The sequence below is a fragment of the Stenotrophomonas indicatrix genome (genome assembly GCF_002750975.1).
GTDB classification, from domain to species: domain Bacteria; phylum Pseudomonadota; class Gammaproteobacteria; order Xanthomonadales; family Xanthomonadaceae; genus Stenotrophomonas; species Stenotrophomonas indicatrix.
Genome location: NZ_PEJS01000001.1, coordinates 283,375 through 307,137, shown reverse-complemented (window position 1 = coordinate 307,137; position 23,763 = coordinate 283,375). Strand labels below are relative to the sequence as shown.

The 23,763-nt window shown below is 67.2% G+C and carries 15 protein-coding genes; 4 read left to right on the top strand and 11 right to left on the bottom strand.

Going from position 1 to position 23,763, the window contains the following annotated elements; genetic code table 11:
* Window positions 1-44 precede the first annotated feature (44 nt).
* Entirely contained in the window at window positions 45-1,298 is a 1,254-nt protein-coding gene (gene glyA, locus CR918_RS01335; protein ID WP_025876660.1) for a serine hydroxymethyltransferase, read from the bottom strand.
* Window positions 1,299-1,576: 278 nt separating this feature from the next.
* Between glyA and CR918_RS01330 the strand changes: the two genes are divergently transcribed.
* Window positions 1,577-4,777: an autotransporter domain-containing protein gene (locus tag CR918_RS01330; protein ID WP_133119655.1), complete on the top strand. Its 3,201-nt coding sequence runs from the start codon at window positions 1,577-1,579 to the stop codon at window positions 4,775-4,777.
* Between the two features lie 109 nt (window positions 4,778-4,886).
* Here CR918_RS01330 and CR918_RS01325 read toward each other — a convergent pair whose 3' ends face one another.
* Window positions 4,887-5,363 carry an RcnB family protein gene (locus CR918_RS01325; RefSeq protein WP_025876662.1) on the bottom strand — a complete coding sequence of 159 codons (477 nt, stop codon included), beginning with the start codon at window positions 5,361-5,363 and terminating at the stop codon, window positions 4,887-4,889.
* Window positions 5,364-5,615: 252 nt separating this feature from the next.
* Between CR918_RS01325 and ettA the strand changes: the two genes are divergently transcribed.
* The 3 genes from ettA to CR918_RS01310 all read left to right on the top strand — a co-directional run bounded on the left by ettA (window position 5,616) and on the right by CR918_RS01310 (window position 9,595).
* Complete coding sequence (gene ettA / locus CR918_RS01320) at window positions 5,616-7,280, top strand: energy-dependent translational throttle protein EttA (RefSeq protein WP_025876664.1); 1,665 nt, start codon at window positions 5,616-5,618, stop codon at window positions 7,278-7,280.
* Window positions 7,281-7,525: 245 nt separating this feature from the next.
* A complete protein-coding gene (locus CR918_RS01315; RefSeq protein ID WP_025876666.1) occupies window positions 7,526-8,215 on the top strand; it encodes an outer membrane protein in 690 nt (229 codons plus the stop codon).
* Between the two features lie 63 nt (window positions 8,216-8,278).
* The gene (locus CR918_RS01310; RefSeq protein WP_025876668.1) at window positions 8,279-9,595 is read left to right on the top strand and encodes an NCS2 family permease; all 1,317 of its coding nucleotides are present in this window, start codon (window positions 8,279-8,281) and stop codon (window positions 9,593-9,595) included.
* A gap of 42 nt (window positions 9,596-9,637) precedes the next feature.
* On the opposite strand, the gene bcsZ is transcribed toward CR918_RS01310, so the two are convergent.
* From bcsZ to CR918_RS01265, 9 genes are read right to left on the bottom strand one after another with little or no spacing between them, the layout of a single operon-like run.
* Window positions 9,638-10,771: a cellulose synthase complex periplasmic endoglucanase BcsZ gene (gene bcsZ / locus CR918_RS01305; protein ID WP_099841893.1), complete on the bottom strand. Its 1,134-nt coding sequence runs from the start codon at window positions 10,769-10,771 to the stop codon at window positions 9,638-9,640.
* Window positions 10,755-14,330 carry a cellulose synthase complex outer membrane protein BcsC gene (gene bcsC, locus CR918_RS01300; protein WP_099844206.1) on the bottom strand — a complete coding sequence of 1,192 codons (3,576 nt, stop codon included), beginning with the start codon at window positions 14,328-14,330 and terminating at the stop codon, window positions 10,755-10,757. Before bcsC ends, bcsZ begins: the two co-directional genes overlap by 17 nt.
* A gap of 3 nt (window positions 14,331-14,333) precedes the next feature.
* Entirely contained in the window at window positions 14,334-16,706 is a 2,373-nt protein-coding gene (gene bcsB / locus CR918_RS01295) for a cellulose biosynthesis cyclic di-GMP-binding regulatory protein BcsB (protein ID WP_099841892.1), read from the bottom strand.
* Entirely contained in the window at window positions 16,703-19,327 is a 2,625-nt protein-coding gene (gene bcsA / locus CR918_RS01290; RefSeq protein ID WP_099841891.1) for a UDP-forming cellulose synthase catalytic subunit, read from the bottom strand. Before bcsA ends, bcsB begins: the two co-directional genes overlap by 4 nt.
* Complete coding sequence (bcsQ, locus tag CR918_RS01285; protein ID WP_099841890.1) at window positions 19,324-20,079, bottom strand: cellulose biosynthesis protein BcsQ; 756 nt, start codon at window positions 20,077-20,079, stop codon at window positions 19,324-19,326. The genes bcsA and bcsQ overlap by 4 nt, the downstream gene beginning before the upstream one ends.
* Entirely contained in the window at window positions 20,076-20,255 is a 180-nt protein-coding gene (gene bcsR, locus CR918_RS01280) for a cellulose biosynthesis protein BcsR (RefSeq protein ID WP_025876678.1), read from the bottom strand. Before bcsR ends, bcsQ begins: the two co-directional genes overlap by 4 nt.
* Window positions 20,255-21,883 (bottom strand): cellulose biosynthesis protein BcsG, encoded by a 1,629-nt coding sequence (bcsG, locus tag CR918_RS01275; protein WP_025876680.1) that lies wholly within the window; start codon window positions 21,881-21,883, stop codon window positions 20,255-20,257. Before bcsG ends, bcsR begins: the two co-directional genes overlap by 1 nt.
* On the bottom strand, window positions 21,880-22,059 hold the full coding sequence (locus CR918_RS01270; protein ID WP_033830321.1) for a cellulose biosynthesis protein BcsF: 180 nt from the start codon (window positions 22,057-22,059) through the stop codon (window positions 21,880-21,882). Before CR918_RS01270 ends, bcsG begins: the two co-directional genes overlap by 4 nt.
* Window positions 22,056-23,594 carry a BcsE family c-di-GMP-binding protein gene (locus CR918_RS01265; RefSeq protein WP_099841889.1) on the bottom strand — a complete coding sequence of 513 codons (1,539 nt, stop codon included), beginning with the start codon at window positions 23,592-23,594 and terminating at the stop codon, window positions 22,056-22,058. The genes CR918_RS01270 and CR918_RS01265 overlap by 4 nt, the downstream gene beginning before the upstream one ends.
* Between the last annotated feature and the right edge of the window lie 169 nt (window positions 23,595-23,763).

Below are 23,763 nucleotides of genomic sequence, written 5' to 3'. Positions count from 1 at the left end.
TCAGAACCCCTCCCGCAGGGAAGGGCTCCGACCCCAGTGCCCGATCAACCGTAGACCGGGTACTTGCGGCACTGCGCGCTGACCGCATCACGCACGCGGGCGATCACGGCCTCATCGGCCGGGGCGTCGAGCACGTCGGCGATCCAGTTGGCCAGGTCCACGCAGTCCTGTTCCAGGTAACCGCGGGTGGTCACCGCCGGGGTGCCCAGGCGCAGGCCCGAGGTCACGAACGGCGAACGCGGGTCGTTCGGCACCGAGTTCTTGTTGACGGTGATATGGGCCTTGCCCAGTGCGGCTTCCGCGTCCTTGCCGGACACGTCCTTGCCGATCATGTCGACCAGCATCAGGTGGTTCTGGGTGCCACCGGAGACGATCTTGTAGCCGCGTGCGATGAGCGTGTTGGCCATCGCCTGCGCGTTCTTCACCACCTGCTGCTGGTAGGTCTTGAAGCCCGGCTCCAGCGCTTCCTTGAAGGCCACGGCCTTGCCGGCGATGACGTGCATCAGCGGACCGCCCTGGATGCCCGGGAACACGATCGACTGCAGCTTCTTGACCAGGTCTTCGTCGGCGCCCTTGGCGACGATGATGCCGCCGCGCGGGCCGCGCAGGGTCTTGTGGGTGGTCGAGGTGACCACGTGCGCATGTTCCAGCGGGCTCGGGTAGACGCCAGCAGCAACCAGGCCGGCGACGTGCGCCATGTCGACGAACAGGTAGGCACCGACCTTGTCGGCGATGGCGCGGAAGCGCGCCCAGTCGATCACCTGCGAGTAGGCCGAGAAGCCGGCCACGACCATCTTCGGCTTATGCTCCAGGGCCAGGCGCTCGACTTCGTCGTAATCGATCAGGCCCTGGTCGTTGACGCCGTACTGCACGGCGTTGAACAGCTTGCCCGAGGCGTTGACCTTGGCACCGTGGGTGAGGTGGCCGCCGTGGGCCAGGCTCATGCCGAGGATGGTGTCGCCCGGCTGCAGCAGCGCGAAGTACACGGCCTGGTTGGCCTGCGAACCGCTGTGCGGCTGCACGTTGGCGTAGTCCGCATCGAACAGCTGCTTGAGGCGGTCGATCGCCAGCTGTTCGGCGATGTCCACGTATTCGCAGCCACCGTAGTAGCGCTTGCCCGGGTAGCCTTCGGCGTACTTGTTGGTCAGCTGGCTGCCTTGGGCTTCCATCACCGCCGGGCTGGTGTAGTTCTCGCTGGCGATCAGCTCGACGTGGTCTTCCTGGCGCTGGGTTTCGGCGGCGATGGCCTTGGCCAGTTCGGGATCGTAGGTTTCGATGCGGACGTCACGCGGGAACATCGGTTACTCCAGGCAGGGAGGGAACAGCGGGGCCTGCGATTGTAAGCGGGCTGGAGGGCCCGGGCGACCGCAGCGGAAGGGGCTTGGGCATTGCGCTGTGGCATGATGTGCTGGCGCGCCTGCGTGTGTAATCCGCAGCGGTGTTGGGCAGCGACTCCATTCCCGGAATATCCGGAAGTGTGACCCGCTTCCTTGCAACTCTGAATTGTTTATATTCAGAAACCTAAAGCCCTCCCCTGCGCGGCCGATACGCCCTGTCCATACAGGGGAAAATCCGCGTGACCCATTCGCACCAAGCTTCGCCGGCAATGACGCTGGCACCGCGTCGCACTTCCGGCGCCTCCCGTACTCTTTCCACCAGCCTGCTGGCCCTGGCGATCGGCCTGGCCATGAGCGGCCCCACCACGGCGATTGCTGCGACGGTCACCGTGCGCGATCCGAGCCAGCTCGATGGCAACTGGTATGTGCCGGGCGCGTGGAGCAACGGCGATCCGAACCTGACCGTCGAGAACCACGCCTACATCGACAGCGTGACCCCGGTCGTGGTGGATGCGATCAGGGCTGATTCGTGGCGCGTGGACATCGGCCATGGCGGCAGCGGCGAGCTGTTCATCCAGAACGGCGGCGTGCTGGAAAGCACTGCCATCTTCATTGCGACGCTGGCCGGCTCGACCGGCAAGGTCACCGTGACCGGCGCCGGTTCGCAGTGGATCGGCAACAACAGCATCGGCGTCGGCCATGAAGGCAGCGGCTTCCTGGACGTGCTTGATGGCGGCCAGGTGATCAACGCCCAGGGCACGTGGGTGGCCTCGGAAATGGGCAGCAGTGGCGTGCTGACCGTGTCCGACAAGGATTCGCGCTTTGCCACCGACCAGATCCACGTGGGCGCGCAGGGCATGGGCACGGTGAACGTGCGTAACGGCGGCAGCTTCCAGACCGGCGTCGCCCGTCTGGGCAGCTACAGCAGCGTGGCCCGCGGCGAAGCCACGGTGACCGGCAAGGATTCGAGCTGGTTGAACAGCAGTGACCTGCTGATCGGCGTTTCCGGCACCGGCACGATGACCGTCGCCGACGGCGCCACGCTGACCGTGCAGGGCAGCACCCTGCTGGGCCAGCAGCGGCACACTCCGGGCGTGCCCGATGGCGTGCTGGTGCTGACCGGCGCGGGCACCACCGCCACCACCGGCTTCATCGCCGTGGGCCAGAACGCGGTGGCCGAACTGAATGTCTTCGACGGCGCCGCACTGACCGCAGGCAACGTGGGCGTGGGTGAGAGCACGCAGGGCGAAGGCAGCTTCCGCGTGGCCGACGCTGGCAGTTCGGCCAGCATGGGCCGCCTGACCGTCGGCAATCAGGGCAACGGCAGCGTGTCGGTGTATGACGGCGGTGCGCTGACGGTCAACGACGCGCTGGGCCTGGCCGGCGCCAGCGGCAGCCGTGGCTCGCTGACCATTGGTCCGCAGGGCACGTTGAACCTGGCCGGCGGCCTGATCTACCAAGGCGCCGGTACGGCCACCGTACTGATTGCCGATGGCACCCTGCACCTGACCAGCAAGGCCTTCACCAGCAACGTTGAAATGGCGCTGGACGGTGTCGCCACGGTGGACACCGACCAGGTCGATGCGATGTTCAGCGGCCGCCTGACCGGCACCGGCGCACTGCGCAAGACCGGCACCGGCACGCTGACCACCCATGCCAACAACAGCTACAGCGGCGGTACCCGCATTGAACAGGGCACCCTTGTGCTGGCTGGCAACGGTGCGATCCGTGGCGCGGTGGACGTGGCATCGGGCGCGACGCTGCAGCTGCAGCGCAATGGCCAGACCCTGTTCAACAACGTGCTGTCCGGCGCGGGCGATGTGGTCAAGCTGGATGCGGGCCTGCTGAGCCTGTCGGGCGACAGCAGCGGCTTCACCGGTACCACGCGCGTGCAGGCCGGCGCGCTTGACGTGCATGGCCGCCTGGGCGGCCTGGCCGACCTGGGCACTGGCACCGAGCTGAGCGGTGACGGCCAGCTGGGCAACGTCGTCATCCGCGACGGCGCCACCCTGGCACCGGGTTCGGCCACGGCCTTCGGCACGCTGTCGATGACCGGCAGCCTGCTGATGGAGAACGGCTCGCGTTACCTGGTGGATCTGGGCGCCGATGGCGCCGGCGACCGCGTGCAGGTGGGCGGCGGCGCAACGCTGCAGGGTGGCAATACGGTGGCCATCGCCAGCGAGGGTGACTGGCAGCCACGCACCCGCTACACCATCCTGAGCGCGGCGCAGGGCGTGCAGGGCACGTTCTCCGGCGTAAGCAGCACGCTGGCCTTCCTGACCCCCACGCTGGACTACGACGCCAGCAACGTCTACCTGACCCTGGCCCGCAACGATATCGCCATGCCGGATATCGATCTGGCCTTCCCCGATGTGGTGGTGAACCCCAACCAGAAGGCGGTGGCCGGCGCGGTGGAAGCGCTGGGCAATGGCAACGCCGTGTATGAGGCGGTGGTACGGCTGGACCTGGCCGAGGTGGTGCCGGCCTTCGACAGCCTGAGCGGTGAGATCCATGCCGCGCACCGCGGCGCACTGCTGCAGAACCGCTTCCTGCACGAGGGCATCGACCGCCATCTGGACGGTGCCACGATGGGTGCCGAGATCGCCCCGGGTGTGCACGCCTGGATCGGCGGCAACGCCGGCCAGCGCCGCACCGATGCCGGCGCGGACAACACCGGCTTGCGTTCGTCGCAGCACGGCGTCATGGCCGGTGCCGGCTGGCGCCTGGGTGAATCGCTGGAAGTGGGCGTGGCCGCCGGCCAGCAGCAGCTGGTCAGCCGCCTGGCCCAGCGCGATGCACGCAGCGAAACCGACAGCATCGAGTACGGCGTGTACGGCCAGTACCGCTGGCAGGGCCTGAGCCTGCGTGCCGGTGTCAGCCGTGCCGACTACCGCACCGACAGCACGCGCACCGCAAAGGTCGGCACCCGCCTGGACGAAGGTCTGTCCGCCCGCGAGGACGCCACCGGCACGACCGCGTTCCTGCGTGCCGGCTGGACCTTCGGCGGCGCGCGCCTGCAGCTGACCCCGGAAATCGAAGTGGCCCAGGTGCGCCTGGAAAGCGACGGCAGCCAGGAACACGGCGGCCACAGTGCCCTGCAGTGGAACGGCGGCAGCGCACGTTACCGCACCGGCCTGGCTGCGCTGCGCGCGGACTGGGACATCAGCGGTGGCCAGCGTGATCGTGCGGCGCTGACCGCGCGCGTGGGCTGGCAGGTGGCGGGCGGCGATCGCCTGCCGCAGGTCGATGCACGCTTCGTGGAAGGCACGCAGGGGTTTGCGATCAGCGGTGCGCCGCTGGCCCGCCGCAGCGCGCTGGCCCAGTTCGGCGTGGCGGTGAGCCCGACCGACAACAGCCGCGTGGCGCTGCAGATGCAGGGCCGCCGTGGCGATGGCCAGCGCGATGTGGGGGCGCAGCTGGACTGGTCGGTGGCGTTCTGACCGGGAGGTTGGCCGGTTGAATGAAGAAGGGCGCCTTGCGGCGCCCTTCTTTTTTTCCGATCGGGTCGGAGCCCTTTCCGTTGGAAAGGGATCCGACCCTGGCGCTGCATCAACGGTTGTTGATGATGTAGTCGGCGATGATGCCGGTTGCCACGGCCACCAGCAGCATGTTGCCGCGGTCATCGCGGATCCAGTGGTGGCCGGACGGCGGGCGGCGCAGGTGGTAGCGCGGGTAGTCGTTCACCACGTAGATCGGGCCGCGGTAGTAATCGCGATAGCGGTGGCCGCGCTGCCAGCCATAGCCATAGCCGGGCCGGTAGCCCGGGCTGTAGACCACGCGCGGCGGCGGCGGTGCCGGGCGGTAGTAGCCATGGTCGTAGCGGCGGTCGTGGCGGTAGTCACGGCGCGCTTCCCGGCGGTCGCGTTCCCAGTCGCGACGGTCGTGGCGCCACTCGCGGCGATCTTCGCGCCATTCACGGCGGTCATGGTCGCGACCACGGTGGTCGTTGTCGGCGAAGGCCGGGGCGATGGCGCCCAGCGCCAGTACAGAGGCCACGGCGCCGGCCATGAGTCGATGGATGTGCATGGGAGACCTCTGCTGGGTGGGTGGTGAGCCCATATTGCGCATTCGATCTGAACGGTTTCCGGCTGGAAACGCTTCCCGCTGCGGGACTCTGACGGCCCATTCAGTCCTCGGCCAGCCCCGGGCGCTGCGGACGGCGCGGGGCGTAAGCGGTTCCGGCTATAATTGGGGGTATTCCATTCAGTCTGTGCCCGCTGCCGCAACGGGAAGTTCCCCGTGACGGACCGGGCGCAGGGTCGCGCCTACGGAGACCTCATGTCCTCGCAATACATCTACACCATGAACCGCGTGTCCAAGGTGGTCCCGCCCAAGCGGCAGATCATCAAGGACATCTCGCTGTCCTTCTTCCCGGGCGCGAAGATCGGCCTGCTGGGCCTGAACGGCGCCGGCAAGTCCACCGTACTGAAGATCATGGCCGGCGTGGACACCGATTTCGAGGGCGAAGCCCGTCCGCAGGCCGGCATCAAGGTTGGCTACCTGGCGCAGGAACCGGAACTGGACCCGACCAAGACCGTGCGTGAAGCGGTTGAAGAAGGCGTTGGCGAAGTGCTGCAGGCACAGGCTGCGCTGGATGCGGTCTACGCCGCCTATGCCGAGGAAGGCGCCGATTTCGACGCGCTGGCCAAGGAACAGGAGCGCCTGGAGGCGATCCTCGCCGCCGGCGATGCGCACACGCTGGAAAACCAGCTGGACGTGGCCGCCGATGCGCTGCGCCTGCCGCCGTGGGATGCCATCGTCGGCAAGCTGTCCGGTGGTGAAAAGCGCCGTGTGGCGCTGTGCCGCCTGCTGCTGCAGAAGCCGGACATGCTGCTGCTCGACGAACCGACCAACCACCTCGACGCCGAGTCGGTGGAATGGCTGGAACAGTTCCTGGCGCGCTACACCGGCACCGTCGTGGCGGTCACCCATGATCGCTACTTCCTGGACAACGCCGCCGAGTGGATCCTGGAACTGGACCGTGGCCGCGGCATTCCGTGGAAGGGCAACTACACCGACTGGCTGACCCAGAAGGATGAGCGCCTGAAGCAGGAAGACAACCAGGAAAAGGCTCGCCAGAAGGCGATCCAGAAGGAACTGGAGTGGTCGCGCCAGAACGCCAAGGGCGGCCGCACCAAGGGCAAGGCCCGTCTGGCCCGCCTGGAAGAGCTGCAGTCGGTCGATTACCAGAAGCGCAACGAGACCAATGAAATCTTCATCCCGCCGGGCGAGCGCCTGGGCCAGGCGGTGATGGAATTCAAGAACGTCTCCAAGAAGTTCGGCGACCGCCTGCTGTTCGACAACCTGAACTTCCTGGTGCCCTCGGGCGCCATCGTCGGCATCATCGGCCCCAACGGTGCCGGTAAGTCGACCCTGTTCAAGATGATCACCGGCCAGGAAAAGCCGGACACCGGCGAGATCGTGGTCGGCCCGACCGTGCAGCTGTCCTACGTGGACCAGAGCCGCGACGCGCTGGAAGGCAACCACAGCGTGTTCCAGGAAATCGCGGGCGGCCTGGACATCCTCAACATCAACGGCATCGAGATCCAGTCGCGCGCCTACATCGGCCGCTTCAACTTCAAGGGCCAGGACCAGCAGAAGATGGTCGGTTCGCTGTCCGGTGGTGAGCGTGGCCGCCTGCACATGGCCAAGACCCTGCTGCAGGGTGGCAACGTGCTGCTGCTCGACGAACCGTCCAACGATCTGGACATCGAAACCCTGCGTGCGCTGGAAGATGCGCTGCTGGAGTTCCCGGGCAACACCTTCGTCATTTCGCATGACCGCTGGTTCCTGGATCGCATCGCGACCCACATCCTGGCGTTCGAAGGTGATTCGCACGTGGAGTTCTTCCAGGGCAACTATCGTGAGTACGAAGAAGACAAGCGCCGCCGCATGGGCGACGACGCTGCGCCGAAGCGCCTGCGCTTCAAGGCGCTGAAGTAAGCAAGAACGAAAGGCCGCGCTCGCGCGGCCTTTCACCTTTCATGGGCCGCAATCGATTTTTGTTGACGCTTTTGGTCTCTTCGCGACGCACTTCAACGCGACCCGGCTGAAGGCTGCCCGTGTAAAGCAGTGTTGATTCCTTGTCGCACACGGCATCCTCCGTACTTTGCAACTCGTTGTATGTTCCCGGCCCAATGCTTCGGTTTTCCTACGCACCCGATTCATCCCCCTCGTAGGAAAACACCATGAAAGCACTGATCTCCACCACGGCAGCGCTGCTGCTGTCGGGCACTGCCGCGGCCGCGCCGGCGAACTGGGAAGGCATCTACCTGGGTGCCCATGCCAGCCATGGCGAAGGCCACAGCCAGGACCGCAGCAATGCCAATGCCTCTGAAAAGAGCATCCGCGGCTTTGCTGGCGGGCTGCAGGCCGGCCGCAACTGGCAGTTCGACAACAATGTGGTTGCCGGGATCGAAGGCACCCTTTCCTTCGGCAACATCACCCAGGAGTGGAAGGACCGCGACAACCACCAGTACAGCCCCTACTACGGCAAGGATGCGGTGACCCGTTCGGGCGCAGTCAACCTGACGCTGGGTTACGCGGCGGGCCAGTGGCTGCCGTACGTCAGCGCCGGCGTGAGCGTGGCCCGCCAGGAGTTTTCGCTGGGCTGCGACAAGTCGCTGGTGGAGGCCACCAACGGCTGCCGCGTGGCCGAATTTGAAACCCGCGCATCCCATGTATCCACCGGCGCGAACGTCGGCGCAGGCGTGCTGTACCGCTTCAGCGACCAGCTTTCGGCGGGTGCGGAGTACCGTTACACCCATCTGGGCTCCAGCCCGGTTTACCTGGAAGATCCCAACTACCCGGCTGCGGCGCGACGCAGCTTCCATACCAACTACAGCAGCGTTACGCTGAAGTTGAACTACCACTTCTAACCGCCTGGCGACGCACCCGCCGGTCCTTCGGGCGGCAGGGCGTGCAGGTACGAGAGATCTGCGATGTCCCTGTTCGAACGCCTGTTCCAGCTGCAACAGCACGGCACCACCGTGCGCACCGAACTGCTGGCCGGTGTCACCACCTTCCTGACGATGTCCTACATCGTCTTCGTCAATCCCGAGATCCTGGGCACCACCGGCATGGACGCCGGCGCGGTGTTCGTGGCCACCTGCCTGGCCGCGGCGCTGGGCTCGGTGGTGATGGCGCTGGCGGCCAACTTCCCGGTGGGCATGGCCCCGGGCATGGGCTTGAATGCGTTCTTCGCCTTCACCGTGGTCGGCGCTGCCGGGCTGCCCTGGCAGCAGGCGCTGGCGGCGGTGTTCATTTCCGGCCTGGTGTTCCTGGTGCTGTCGCTGACCGGCGTGCGCGCGTGGCTGGTGTCGGGCATTCCGGCGTCGTTGCGGTCGGCGATCGTGGCCGGCATCGGCCTGTTCCTGGCCATCATCGCGCTGCAGAAATCCGGCGTGATCATCGGCAACGAGGACACGCTGGTCGCGCTGGGCCCGCTCAATACCGCGCCGCCGCTGCTGGCACTGGGCGGCTTCCTGCTGATCGCGATCCTGGAAGCGCGACGAGTGCGCGGTGCGATCCTGATCGGCATCCTGGCGGTGACCGCGGCCGGCTGGGCGTTGGGCGATCTGCAGTACCACGGGCTGGTGTCGTTGCCGCCGAGCCTGGCGCCGACCTTCCTGCAGCTGGACCTGCCTGGCCTGCTGCACCACAACGGCGGCGCGCCGATCGCCGTGCTGCTGCAGGTGGTGCTGGTGTTCGTGCTGGTGGAAGTGTTCGATGCCACCGGCACGCTGTATGGCGTGGTCGGCCGTGCCGGCCTGCTGAAACTGCCGGGCGCGCAGAAGCGGTTCGGCCGCGCGCTGCTGGCCGACAGCACGGCGATTGTGGCCGGCTCGCTGCTGGGCACCAGCAGCACCACCGCCTTCGCCGAAAGCGCCTCGGGCGTGCAGGTGGGTGGCCGTACCGGTTTGACCGCACTGGTGGTCGCTGCGTTGTTCCTGGCCGCGCTGTTGTTCTCGCCGCTGGCGGCAATGGTGCCCGGCTATGCCACCGCGCCGGCGCTGCTGTTCGTAGCCGGACTGATGCTGCGCGAACTGGTGGAAGTGGACTGGAGCGACCTGACCGAATCCGTACCCGCCGCGCTGTGTGCGCTGGCGATGCCGTTCACCTATTCCATCGCCAACGGCCTGGCCTTCGGCTTCATTGCCTATGCCGCGCTGAAGGCCGGCACCGGCCGCTGGCGCGAGGTGCATCCGGCGGTGTGGCTGGTGGCGGTGTTGTTCGTGCTGCGTTACGCGCTGGAGTGATCCCCTGTTGATGGGCCCGCCGGGCATCGCCCGGCCGTTGCATCACCAGCGCGGCTGCAGGCGTCCGTCGGCAGCGAAGCGCCAGCGGCCTTCCGCCCAGCCGCGACCGAACAGGGTGAGCATCTGCGAATAGTACGCGGGCTCGCCAGCACGCTGCTGTTCGGCGCTGGGCAGGCTTTCAAGCAGCACCGCGGCGCGGGATGTTTCCCCCTGTGCCAGCAGGTAGGGCAGCAGTGCGGCACGGAAACCGTAGTTGCCCTCGCCCTGCCCTTTGCCGGTACGCGTGTCGATTTTCTCCCACATCGGCGCACCGCTGCGCAGGCGCTGCAGAGGGCCGGACAGAGCGGTGAGCTGGCGACGGAACAAGGGATCGCGCGGCGCAGTCATGCCGGCCCAGGTGTAACAGCGGATGGCGTCGTAGCCACCCACAGCCCCTTTCACCGGATCGGCGATGAAGCTGCCGTCCTTCCACGCGGCCCAGTCCGGCGCGAACCCATGCGGACTGGTCTGCTGCAGCAGGGCCACGGTGTTGTCGGCCAGCGCCTGCCAGGGGCCGCTGCGATCAACCGCTGCGAATCGCCGCAGCAACGGCAGCGGCAGGTAGCTCGGATTGACCCGGGTGGCACCGTCTTCGATGAATCCCTGCGGCCCCGGCAGCAGCATCGGCCCCAGCGTGGGTATCTGCACGATTTCGCGCGCGCGCACCTGTGCCAGCATGCCTTCGGCGATGGCCTGCAGCGCGGGGCGGCGCCACAGGCGCGCAGCTTCCAGCAATGCGTAGGCGAGCCACAGGTCCGAATCGGATGCAGGATTGTCGTCCAGCAGGCGCCAGCCTTCCTTGCCCTGCCCCCACAACCAGCCTGGCAGGCGCGCGGCCATGTCACCGCCTGCGAGATTGTCCTGCGTCCAGGCCAGGATGCGGTCGAACAGTGCAGGATCGTTGTCGACCAGCGCGAAGAACAGTGCATAGGACTGGCCCTCCGATGTGCTGCGCTGATCGTCCTGGCTGCGGTCGATCATGCGCCCATCGCGGCTCAGGCTGCTGTCCTGCAGCACCTGCCAGGCCGGCCAACGCGATGCTGTGGTGGCCGCGCGAACGCCGGCGCTGCCCAGCAGCGGCAGCAGGACTGTCGCCTGCAGCAGACGGCGGCGTTGCAGGTCAGCGGAATTCGCCATACGGCACCAGCGGAGAGACGGGCAACGGCAGGTTGCCCTGCCACGGTTTGAAGGAATAGCGCAGGTACAACTGGAACGTGTTCGGCGAAAAATCGCGGCTGCGCTGCAGGGTACCGGCCGCACCCAGCACGACGTGATCACCCAGGCGCCGCTCAACTGCCGCGTACAGGCGATAGCCCGTACCGGTACTGCTGCCATCGGTGGTGTACAGGCCATCCGCGTCCAGTTGCAGCGGACCGTACTGCGGTTCCAGCTGTGCGATCACGCGCTGGATGAGGGCCTCGTCGGGGAAGCGGCTGATCGAGCGGGTGCGTGCGTTGGAGACGCTGACCGAACCATCAATGCGCACCGACCAGTCGTCGTTGCGCCAGGCGAAGCCCACCGGAAGGCTCAACGACGCATAGCGCTGCGGGCTGTAGTAGCCGCCCTGACCCAGCGAATAGCCGCCCAGGTCCTTCTGGTAGCGCCAATACATCGCGGTGGTTCCCACATCCAGGCGCATGTCCGGGCGTTGGATCAGCTTGTGGTACCAGCCAACCATCGCCCGCGCGCGGGTGTTGTCCACCACGTTGTGACCGGTCAGCTGGTGCCAGCTCCAGTTCGACCACACGCCGTTGCGTCCACCTTCGTCATAGCCGAGGCTGACGGTCACGCCATTGGCGGTGACACCGCCCCAAGCAATGCCACTGCGTGGATCGATCGCACCAGCCTGCGACAGCAGCGAATTGGTCATCGGCCGCCGCGATACGGTCGCTCCCCAGCCCAGCCGGCCGAGGTCACCATTGAGAGTGACGCCGCCCAGCCAGTTACCCACCACGTAGTTGGACGGCGAATGGCCGATATCGAAATTCCAGCGATCATCCAGGGTGCGCCAGCCCACGGCAAAGCCGGCACCCGAACTGCGCCGCTGGTGTACGTAGCGGGTGCAGCCCGGCGCCTGCATCCGCGTGCCGTCGGCCTGCAGCAGGCCCAGGTCGCAGCTGCCGAAATCGTCGCTGTAGGCGCCGTCGGCGTCGGTCTGGAAACGGCCTGCATCGAAATGCACCTGTTCAATGCGCGCCCAGCCAAGACCACCGGCGAACGGTGCATCAAGATGGGCGATGCGGGTATCGCGTGCAAGTTTCGAGATGCCAGGCGTGCCGTCGCTGCGACGGCCGGAATCCTGCATCACGGTCAGCGTCGGATTTTGCTGCTGGTACAGGGTTTCCACGTCGCTGCGCAGGCTGCGCCGCAACCAGTCGTCGCTGGCGGTTTCGCGGCTGGCCAGGGTCAACGCGCGGTTGTCACGTGGCTGCGCCTGCGACGGTGCGATCAAGCCATTGTCGGCCATCGCCCGTGCGTACATGTCCAGCGCCTGCTGCGGATCTTCGCGCCGTACAAGACGCGCCGCATCGCGCCAGGACTGGGCGTCCGGCCCGCTCTTGCGGGCAAGCAGCGCGCGCAGGATCTGCAGCGCCTTGGCGTCTTCATGCAGGTCGGTCCAGATGGTCGCCAACTGGCGTTGCTGGCCGATCGCATCATCGGCCACCACGGGGGGCGCGTCGTGCATCTGCCGACGGGCACTGGCCAGGTCGCCGGTGCCGATCCAGGCCTGCAGCTGGCCCAACTGCGCATCGAGATTGTCCGGTTGCACCGCCAGCACCTGCTGGTAGTAGTGCAGCGCCTGTGCATGATCATCACGCAGGCGCGCCCACTCGGCCAGGATCAGCTGGTTGTCCGCGCTGGGCGGCTGTTGCTGCAGCAGGGCAACGGCTTCTGCTTCCCGGCCTTGCGCGCGCAGCTCCCACAGATGATCGATCAGCTGCTGGCGCTGCAGGCGTTCTGACAAGGCGCGCATGTCATCGTCCCACTGCGCGCGCGGCACGCCTTCCAGCACGGCCAGCGCCTGTGGCAGGCGATCGGAGCCGGACAGGTACAGCGCCTGCGCGTAACGCGCTTCGATGCCGGCATTGCGCGTGGCCATATCGGCAACCACCGCATCTGCTTCATCCAGCTTGCCGGCCGTCCGCAGTTCATTGCCCAGCGCATACGCCAGCCAGGCATCGCCGGGCAGTTCGCGGCGCAGCTCACGCCCCAACGTGATGGCCGCATCGGCATCACCAGCGGCCAGCGCCTGCTCACGACGCTCACGCAGCCGGCTGATCTGCAGCTGGCGCAGGTCTTCGGCGTACAGGGTGCGCTGCGCTGCAGGCAAGGCGTTGATGAAGGATTCCAGACGCTGCGGGTCGGTACGGCCATACAGCTGCACCAGCTTGCGGATCACATTGGCATCGCGCGGGGCGATCCGCCGCGCGGCCTGCAGCTGCCGCTCGGCGGCTTCATCGTCGCCACGCGCCACCGCGACATCGACCAGGCCGAGGATGGCGTTTATCTCGCGCGGCTGCTGCCGGCGCGCCTGCGAATACAGTGCCTGAGCATCATCGAGCCTGGCAGCGGCCAGCGCGGTGTCGGCCTGGTCCAGCAGCAGCCAATAGCGGGTGCTGGTGATCAGGTCGCGCCATCTGTCGCTGGTATCACCCGCGGGTGTGGCCTGCACGGCACGCTGGAAATAGGCGATGGCCTGCTCGCGGCGCCCCTGCCGCATCAGGGCCATGCCCAGCCCACCGAGGAACTCCGCTTCGCGCGGATAGCCGCGCAGCGATTGCAGGAATGCGCGCTCGGCCTCTGCATTGCGACCGGCGTCGAGCAGTTGCTGGCCACGCAGGCCTGCGCGCCAGGAGGGATCGCTTACCCGCTTGTGCTGTTCGGCATAGCGTTCGCGCACCAGCGCAATGTCGCTGAAGGTGGGGTTGCGGGTGATGAATTCCTGCAGGCGGCGCACGTTGCGCTCGTCGGCAGGCTGGTCCTGCAGGTAGCCCCATTCGGCATCAGCCGCCAGCGCGCGCGCTTCCGGATTGCGCCCCATGCGCTGCAGCGCCGCCAGCGCATCGGCGTCACGCCCGGCTGCGAACAACAGCTGCGACAGTGTCTGCAACAGGGTGGTGTTGCCGGGGTAACTGCGGTCCAGCGCGGTCAGTTCCCGGATTGCGGCATCGCGCCCGCTGGCCTGCGTGCCGCGCAGGCGCCAGTACTCCAGGCCCAGCTGCAGCCCCGGTGGATCGTCGTTGAACAGACGGCGGTAGATCAGCAACGCTTCATCGCTGCGACCACCGGCGGCGAACAGCCGTGCCTGCTGCAGTTCCTGCTGCAGGTCGCCGCGATAGGCGCGCCACAGGCGCTCACCGGCGGCCAGTTCGCGGCTGCCGGCGCCGAGCTGGCGCAACCGTTGCAGGGTCGCATCGGCATCTTCCATCTTCTGCTGCGACAGCTGCACTTCCAGGATCGCCACCAGGGTGCTGCGGTCGTCCGGTGCCAGCATTCGCAGCCGGGCCAGTGCATCTTCGATCAGCCCCTGACGGCCGCTGGCCTCGCCGATGCGCACCTGCTGCAGCAGCCATTGCCGCTGCTCGGCAACAGTGCCGCCGGGCGTGGCTGGCAGCGCCTGCGCCGCGCACGGGCCCGCCAGCCCGATCAGGACCAGGCCGGAGGCAGCGACCAGCGACGGCGGCGTACGCACCATCAATCAGTGCCCCGGATCCAGCCGCTTGGCTGCCACCCAGCGCAGCACACGCCAGAACAGGAATGCCACCATCAGCACCACCACCGTGGCCAGCACCGCCAGCAGTGCCGGGTGGTCGGCCAGGTGGTACCAGAGCAGCAGCCACCACGGCAGCGCGCCAACGTAGTAATGGTCGCCGACGAACTGGCTGTGGATGCCCGAACTGCGCAGGATCGCCACCGAACCGGCGATCGCCTGGCGCTTGCCGGTATCGCTGAGGGCTTCGTCGAGCAGGCCGTAGTCGGCGGCATTGCTGGCCGCCAGCGAGACGATGCTGCGCTGCGCGTGATGCGGCGACTGCAGGCCGATGATCGCCGCGAAGGGCGCTTCGGCGGTGACCGCCACCTGGGTAACTGCCGGATCACCGGCACGGCTGCCGCGACGGGCCTGCTCCATCGCCAGCTGCGGCGACGGTGACTGGCCATTGAGCAGGCGCGTACGCTGGTCATCGATCAGCAGCGACAACTGATCGCTGCCGCGCAGCTCTGCCGGCATTGCACCCAGCATCAGCAGGTCGGCATCCAGTGCGCTGGCCTGCTTCCAGTCGTCGGACAGGCGCAAGCCATAGGCCGGGTACCCCGTCTGTACGCCCAGGCCGCCCACCAGGTTCAACAGCAGGCTGACCTGCGACTCGCTCGCCGTTGCCGGCACCAGCACCACCGTCTCGGACAGATCGGCCATGCGGCTGAAGGGGAAACCGCTGAGCGCGAATGCGGACAGGTCCGGCAGGCCCATGTAGTGGTGGAAACCGGAGAAGTCGATGGTCGAATCTTCTTCGATCGCCGCCTGCAGGTTCGGCGGCAGCACGGTCTGGCAGTGGTCGCGCTGGGCACTGCCCATCACGCTGGCAAAGTTGAAATCAAAGCGCAGCTGGTTGCGGTCGCCCAGCTTGAGCGAGGGAATCAGCAGGCGGCCGTCGTCGGCACCGGCGTCGCCGGCCAGCACCGGCAGGCGGATTTCCTCCAGACCCTGCTTGCCGTTGCGGCGCACCAGCGGGAAGCTGGAAATGAACTGGTCGTTGATTGCTACGCCCAATCGCGATTCATCGCTGCCGAACGGCGGCGTGTAGCGGTAACGCAGGTTCAGCGGAATGCCCTGGTTGCGCCAGATGAAAAGATCCGGCGGCAGGTTGAGGTTGACCGTGATCGGCTGCGGCGACACGCCGTTTGCATGCAGCTGCTGCGGGTAGTCGAGCAGTTCGGCCAAGCGCACGGCCCGGTCGGTGCGCACCCAGTTAGGTGCATCGTACGGCTTGCGCGGGGCCAACGGCTTGACCTCGTCGATGCCGACCTGGCGGCCACGGAACAACGCGTTGCCCGCCGCCATCGCCGCCACCGCCTTCTGCAGATCGTCATCGTTGCGGCCCAGCACCAGCAGCAGCTTGCGCTGCGGATCCTCCGGCAGCGCCATCAGCTCGACCACCGGGCCCTTCACCGGTGCATGGTTGGCGATCACCGGCGGGAACTTGCCATTGACTGCCAGCACCACGGCATGCCCCTGCGCCGGCAGTTGGCCGAAGCTGACCGGGAAACGCGCCTGCCGCCACCAGCCGGCCAGGCTGCCGAAGTAAGAGGCCATCACGGCACCGGCGCGTTGCTGGGCCAACGTCGGTGCGGCACCGAACACCACCGGCAGCTCCAGGCGCGCGGTATCGCGTGGATCGAAGAACGGCAGCGGGAAGTTGGCCAGGTCATCCTGCATCGCCAGCAGCTGTCCGCCCAGGCGCAGCGTGCTGTTGCTGGACAGGTTCACCCACAGCGAACTGTGGGTGGGTTCTTCGCAGATGTCGGTGTAATGGCCGACAAATTCCAGCCGCACCTGGTTGAAGTCTGCGATCAGGCGCGCATCCAGCGGCAGCTTGGCCTGCACCGGGCGGCCAAGCTGGTCGTTGCTGATCGGCACCACGCCCATCAACGCATCGTTGAGATAGACCCGCAGATGCGACAGGGTCGGCAGCAGCGACGGCGACGGTGTGAAGCTCAGGTCCAGTTCGGCCTCGCGCGCGAGCCGGTCGCGGCGCACCTGGAATTCGAAGGTGGTCGCGTTGCGCACGCCCGACAACAGCGTGTCCTGGCGACGACCCAACTGGGCGAAGGTACTTTCGCGTTGCCAAGGCCAGGCACTGCCTGCCCAGGTCTGCGGCAGTGCAGCTTCACTGCGCTGCGCAGGAACCGCTGCAGCCGCCACCGGGGTCGGTACGGCGACCTGGGCAGCCGGTGCGTCCGGGGTGGAACCGGTGGTCGGCATGCGTGCCGGGGCCGGCGCACTGTTGCCCGAGGCCACAGGCAAGGCCAGCAGGGGCAGCAGCAGCCAGCGCAGAGAGGACGGAATGCTCATGGACGAAGCCCTGGATCAGCGGCTGGGTCAGCCGGGTGGGATGGAAGCGGACGTTGCGGGGCGAAACTGGCCAGCCAGCGCAGCAGGCGACGGTTCCAGTGCGCGGGACGGTCAAGGTCGAACGGAGTGAAGTCGCCCATCCGCCGGTAACCGCGCCAACCCAGCACCAGCACGCTCCACAGGCTGCGTGGCAGGCTCTTGGGCTGGTAGCCGGCGTGCCAGTCGAGCCACGCATCGGCGCGGGCGAAGGTGCACTGGGCAAATTCCACGCGCTGGCGTTCATTCTCGAACGTCAACAGCAGGCCGAGGCGATGGCCAACGCTGCGCTGCACCCGTGCGGGGAACGCAAACTCGCGGCGGCCCCGGCCCAGCAGCACCTGCACCGGTTGCCCCTCAAGCAGCTGCGGGTCGTCGCCCAGCTCGATGCCGACACCGTCGTTGGAGTAATCCTGCATGACGCCACGCAGGCGGCGACCATCGGGAACCTGCAGGGCCATCGGCAAGCGTGTCGTCACGCGATGGGTGCGGCGCACCTGCTGCACCTCGGCGGCCACGGCCAGCGCGCCACCGATGATCAGCAGGTTGTACAGCACCCACAGCGAGCTGACGACCACGGTGCCGCGTTCATCAGCCGGGCCGTGCATGAAGCGCCAGACCGCAAAGCACAGGCCCAGCACGTTCAACAGTGCCAGCACCAGGTATGGCCGTGCCACACGCCAGTCGAAACGGTCACCGGCCTGGGTGCCGCCCTTGTCGGTGACGTTGAACTTGCCGCGCCCCGGGCTGAACAACGCAATGGTGGTCGGCCGTGCGATGTACCAGGCCAGCACGGTCTCGTAGACCTCGCCCCAGAAGGGCCGCCGATACTTGCCCTGGATGCGTGCGTTGGTAAGGCTGGCGTGGGCCATGTGCGGCACCACGAACAACAGGATGGCCAGTGCTGGCGCATAGATGATGTAGACGTGCAGCAGCAGGAACGCCAGCGGCGCGGTGAGGAACACCAGACGTGGAATGCCGGCGAGGAAGTGCAGCATCGCGTTGGCGTAGCAGAAGCGCTGGAACAGGCTCAGGCCCTTGCCGATCAGGGGATTGTCGATGCGGAAGATCTGCACCATGCCGCGCGCCCAGCGGATGCGCTGGTTGACATGCGCTCCCAGGCTGTCGGTGGCCAGGCCAGCCGCCTGCGGGATACGCAGGTACGCCGAGTTCCAACCGTTGCGATGCAGGCGCAGCGCAGTATGCGCATCCTCGGTGACGGTCTCGGTGGCAAAGCCGCCAATGGCATCGATCGCCTCGCGGCGCAGCACCGCGCAGGAGCCACAGAAGAAGGCCGCGTTCCACAGGTCGTTGCCATCCTGCACAAGACCGTAGAACAACTCGCCCTCGTTGGGGTCGCTGCGGAATACCTGCAGGTTGCGCTCGAACGGATCGGCCGAGAAGAAGTGGTGCGGCGTCTGTACCAGCGCCAGCTTCGGGTCGCGCAGGAACCAGCCGCAGGAGACCTGCAGGAACGACCGCACCGGCAGATGATCGCTGTCGAAGATGGCCACCAGTTCGCCATCGATCAAGGTCAGGGCGTGATTGAGGTTGCCCGCCTTGGCGTGTCGGTTGTCGGTGCGGGTGATGTAGTTCACTCCGGTACGTTCGGCGAAAGCGCGGAACTCCTCGCGCCTGCCGTCGTCGAGAATGTGGATGCGCAGCTTGTCGGCCGGCCAGTCCAGGCCCATCGCCGCGTACACGGTGTGCCGCACCAGGGCCAGGTCTTCGTTGTAGGTGGGAATGAGCACATCCACCGTCGGCCACTGCTGGACATCGGCGGGCAGCGGCGCCGGGCGACGGCGCAGCGGCCAGGCCACCTGCACATACCCCAGCATCAGCACCAGCCACGAGTAGGTTTCCGCAGCCAACAGCACCAGCCCGCAGATCAGGTCGAAGGTGCTGTTCCAGTTCAACGTGGCCGTATAGCGCCACCACAGGTAGCGGCAGGACACGGTGATCGACAGCACCACCAGCACCAGGGTGGCGTAGCGCCCCTGCATGCGCCGCACCAGCAGGGCGATGACCCACAGCAGCAGCACGAACACGAACTGCGCGAAGTAGGTGAACGGCTGGGTGATGCACAGCACGGCCAGGCCCAGCGTGACCAGGCCGATCAGGAACGTCAGCAGATTGCGCCTACGCGGCGACAGCCCCTGCAGGCGCTGGCTTGCCCAGGCCATGAAGCGGCTGTTCCAGACCTCGTTGGGTGCATCGCGCATTGCGCGCACGTAGCGCAGGTGACCACGCCCGGCGGCACCGCGCAGCTCGGCGATGCGTTGCCGGCGCGCGCGCGCCAAGCGTTGCCGGCGCTGCGAAGGGCGCGGCACCAAGCGCACGATCGACAACCAGAGCGCCTGGATCAGCAAGCGGATCGGATCGCCGGGGCGCCAGCGACGGTCACCCTGCAACTGCGGGAAGGCACCGCGCAGGCGCGGCGCCAATGCCTGCCATGCCGGAGCTTCCAGGCGCAGGAACGCCCAGCCGATGGCCTGCAGCAGCCACAGCACCAGGCAAGTCGCCCACGGCGCATGTACCCGATCACGCAGGCGGCTCCAATGCAGGTAGTACACCCGCGCGCTCATCCGTGCGCGCCCTCCGCCTGCCGCCGGGCAGACTCGGCCAGGCACCACAGCGCGAGGCCATCGATATCAGCCGCGGCCAGCGAATCGGCCGCGTAGCGGCCCAACGGCTGCTTGCTGGCCAACGCCGCCGGTACCCGCGCATCCTCATGCAGCGGTTGCGGCAACAGGCGCGCAGCATGCGAGTGCAGCCACAACTGCATCAGGTCGCGCTGTACCGGCACAGCAGGATCGTAGCGATTGGCCAGCACACGGCGCGCGTCGGCACTGTGCCGTTGCAGCGCCACATGGTTGGCCGGATCGACACAGGCCAGGCGGAGCGGCAAGGTGCAAGCGGCATGCTGGTTGATCGCGGCCACGTGTGCAGGCAGCCGCTGTGGCAGGTCGAACATCACCCAGTCGAACTGCGGCACCAACAGCGGCATGCGATCAGCCCAGGTAGCCGGCGCCGCCTGCAGCCACTGCTCTACCTGCAGTGCCTCAGCGTCATCGACGCGGCCATAGGGAAGCACGGCCAAGCCAGGCGCGCAGGCGAAGGCCGCCGCGCGCCAGTCGCCTCCGTCAAGCTGGGCACGCGCCCAGCCACCCGCTTCCTTTGCGGGCAGGCCCAGGTGCAGGCCAAGCATCTGGTCCGGGCTGCATTCGACCAGCAGCACGCGCTGGCCCTGCGCATGCAGGGCCTGGCCCAGCGCTGCCAGCACGGTGGTTACCCCGGTGCCGCCATGCACGCCCTGCAGGGACAACAGCGTGTTCATCGCTGCTGCTCCAGTTCCGCCAGCAGCGGCCAGCGCGCCAGCGCCTGCTCGCGCTCGCGCTGCGCCGAAAAGTCCACGTAGGGCATCTCCGGCATGTTCAGGCTGCGCCGCAGCAGGTCGATGTCGTCTTCCTCGACCGACAGGGTGGTGGGCACCGCAAGAATGTCGGCAGCCATCAGCGTTTGTCCTCGGGGTAAGGGCTCCAGGTCTGGCTGCCCTGCAGCTGCAGCCACGGCTTGCCGTCGTAGTCGATGACCTTGGCGCCTTCGTTCTCGGAAACCGATGGCGTTCGCGGCAACCCCTTCAGCAGGCTGTCCCAGTCACGGTCGGCCGGCGGCGACTGCGCGTTGAGCGCGTAGACCCGTGCCACCAGCTCGGAGATGGCCAGGTAGCTGCTCGGTTCGGGAATGTGGCGCGGGCCGCCGGCAGCAGGTGCCCCCATACCGACCAGCTTCACGCCTACCGGCACGTGGGTGATCGACGGGCTGGGAATTTCACGCATGCCCGGGATCTGCATGCGATCGCCGTGCAGTGCGGCACCGTGTTCGGGTACCACCACGATCATGGCGCGGCGCCCACTCTTCTCCACCGCGTCGACGAAGCCGGCCATGTCACCGAGCACCATCTGCGCACGCGCCTTGTAGTCGGCAGCGTTGGCACGACCATCGGCGCCGACGATGCGGTTGCCGTCGTGCAGCGAGATCGTGTTGTAGAACAGCGCGACCTGCTGGGTGGATTCGGCCTGGCGTTGCTTGAACCAGCTGTTCAGCACGTCGCCATCGCGACGCAACGGTGACTTGTCGAACGCCACCAGCGCGCGCGGCAGTGGATTGATGTCCATCGGTTTGGCCTGCAGGCCGCCGTACTTGGAGAGCTCGCCGATGAAATCGTCGAAATGGCCATCATGATTCATGGCCAGCTCGCTCTGGAAACCGAGGCGCTGCAGGTTGGAGAACAGCTGGCACTCGGCCGGTACCGGGTCGAACAGCGCGGTGTGCGAAGTCTGCCCGCAGCTGGCGCGCAGCAGGCGGATGGCCGCCGGCCCGCTGTAGGCGGTTGCCGAATTGAAATCGTCGAAGACCACGTCCATGCGGTCGAGCAGGTTGTTCTGGCGCAGCCCCACTTCGTCCAGGTCGCTCCAGGCCAGCGAGCAGATGTTGAGGATGATGACGTCGAAGGGCGCGCCGCTTGCCGGCGCCGGGAAGGCCGTCTTCAAACTTGACTGCTGCTGGTAGAAGCTTGCCAGCCAGGCGTTGAGGTTGTCGTTGCTGGCAGGTGCCAGCGGCGCACGACCGGAGCCCGTATTGCCGGTGGCGGCCACGGCCTGGCCCTGTCGCGCGACCAGGTCTGCCGGCAGCGGCAGCGCAACCACCGCCATGCCGAGCATGCCCAGCACGCTGAGGGTGGTGATGCGCAGCCACGGTTTCAGCAGGTAATAGGCCACCAGCAGCAGGGCCAGCACCGCCACCATCTGCCAGTTGATGAAGCGCTGGGCCAGTTCCAGCCAATAGTCGGCAGAAAAGTCGAGGACGCCCGGCTGCGCCAGCAATCGCTGGAACGGCGGCCACCAGGTGTCCTGGTAATACAGCGCCACGCCAACGGGGACAGCCACCACCGTCCGCGCGATACGCGCCCAGCGCCAGCGCAGCGGCACCAGCAGCGCGCCGAGGAACAGCAGGTTGGGCAGGATCTTCAGGTCCAGCGCACCCATCCAGGCCAGCACCACCTTGGACAGGAAGTACAGGTTCCAGCCGCGCAGGTCGGCCCAGGCGAACGGCGATGCGGGCAATGCCTGCGGACTCATGCCGGCCTCCGCGGTGCGCGCTGGCGCACGCCCGCCCGGCGCAGGTGACGTGGCGGCAACCACCCGCCGACGCGTCGGCGCAGGCCTCGCCACAGCACGCCCAGCATCGCGCCGAACGGAATCATCAATACCGCGCAGGCGGCGATCAACGTCCACAGCTGCTGGTCGGTGGTCATGCGTCGTCTCCCAGCCGCAACGGTGTTGGCGTTGCAAATGGCACTGCTACAACTGTCGCAACTGCGACCGGCGCGGGTTCCGCAGGCTGCGGCAGCAGCTCCGTCTCCGGATCGCTGCCGCTGGCGTTCATCGCCGCGATATCGTATTCGGCAAGCCGCTGGTAACCGTCGAACAGCTCGCGCCAGGGCAGCCGGAACAGGTTGCCCAGCGCCTGTTCGATGGCATCGCGGCGACAACCGAACAGGAACAGGCGCACCTGCCCGCGGTACACGCAGGCCAGGTCGCCCTGGCGGCGGATGCGCAGCTGCTGCAGCGTCTGCTCGGCGCGCAGGCCAGCCACCGGCTGCAATGCCAGCACTGCACTCTCCACGGCGCTGCCGTCCTGGTCGATGCGTTCACTGGCGATCTGGCGGAAGCGCGACGCACTGACCTGGCCACTGATCGACGGCGGCCGGTGCGCACGGATCAACGGTTCCGGATCGTCAGCCAACTGGCCCTGCCAACGCTGCCGCTGCACGGTATCGAGCAGGGTCAACAGGCGCGGCAAAGGGGTGTGGGCAGGCACCACGAGGCTGCCGCCGCACTGCAGCAACAGCCGCTCATCGGCGTAGCGCAGGCAGGGTTGCAGTTCACGTACCACCAGCTTCACAGCATCGCCGCGCTCACGCCGCAGGCGATGCAGCAATCGCGCCAGGGCGTCGACCTGTGCGTTTTCGCTGATGGCCACCACCACCGTGGCTTCGCGTGCCTGCAGCGCGGCAGGCATCAGGCCAGCCCAGCCCTCATACAGGCGCCAGGCCGACGACAACGGCGGGGCACCTTCCAGCACATCGGCCTGGGCCAGGAACAGGTCGCGGTCGCTGCCGCCCTCGCCCGCCGCTGACGGCGCTTCAACCTCCGGGTCGACCAAGCGCTGCAGACGCTGCTCGACTTGTTCAACGGTGAAGGCACGTTGTGCGACGACGCCGTGGCTGTTGGTCCAGTAATGCAGCAACAGCTGCAGTGCACCACGGTGTGGATGCAACTGGGCGACACCGGCGCAGCTCCGGTTCAAGGGCAACAGACGCGGAGCGAGCGTGGCCACCTCGCCATGGCAGAGCAGCAGCAGGACCTGCGCGGCGTTCTGCGCCCACTGCTGCAGGCGCTGGCACCAGCGCGACAAACGCGCGTCGTCCCAACCGTCCAGTGCAGCCACGGGGAACTGCACGATGCACATGCGCGTTGTGGCGCCTGAAGCGCGAGGCAAGTCCTCGGCAAGGCCGCGCAGGGCCAACTGCATGCCCTGGTGCGAGCACTGGAACATGTGCACCCGTGCAGGACCTTGTTCGGGCGTCAGCAGAGACAACATCGGCTCGACGCCGCGCCCCAGCGTTGCCAGCACTACGTCATCAAGATCGCCCGCGCCGATCAACGCACTGGCGCCGAGCAGATCGGCCGGCGCGCTGCCAGCAGCAACGACCCAGTACACGCTGCCACCGCGCATTTCGACGAATTCGGCCGGCATGCCGGCAATGGCAAGATGAGGCGCCGTCACGCGTTGTTCCTTTCAGCGGCCATCGGTGGGTCCATTGGCAGACTTGCAGGGTGGATACTGCAGCGAAGGAAACTCATTTGATGACGCACGTCACATTCGTGTGGTTGTGGGCGCATCATACCGTCGATCCTGATGCTTGCGGCATCAAGGCACGGTCAATTACTGCCAC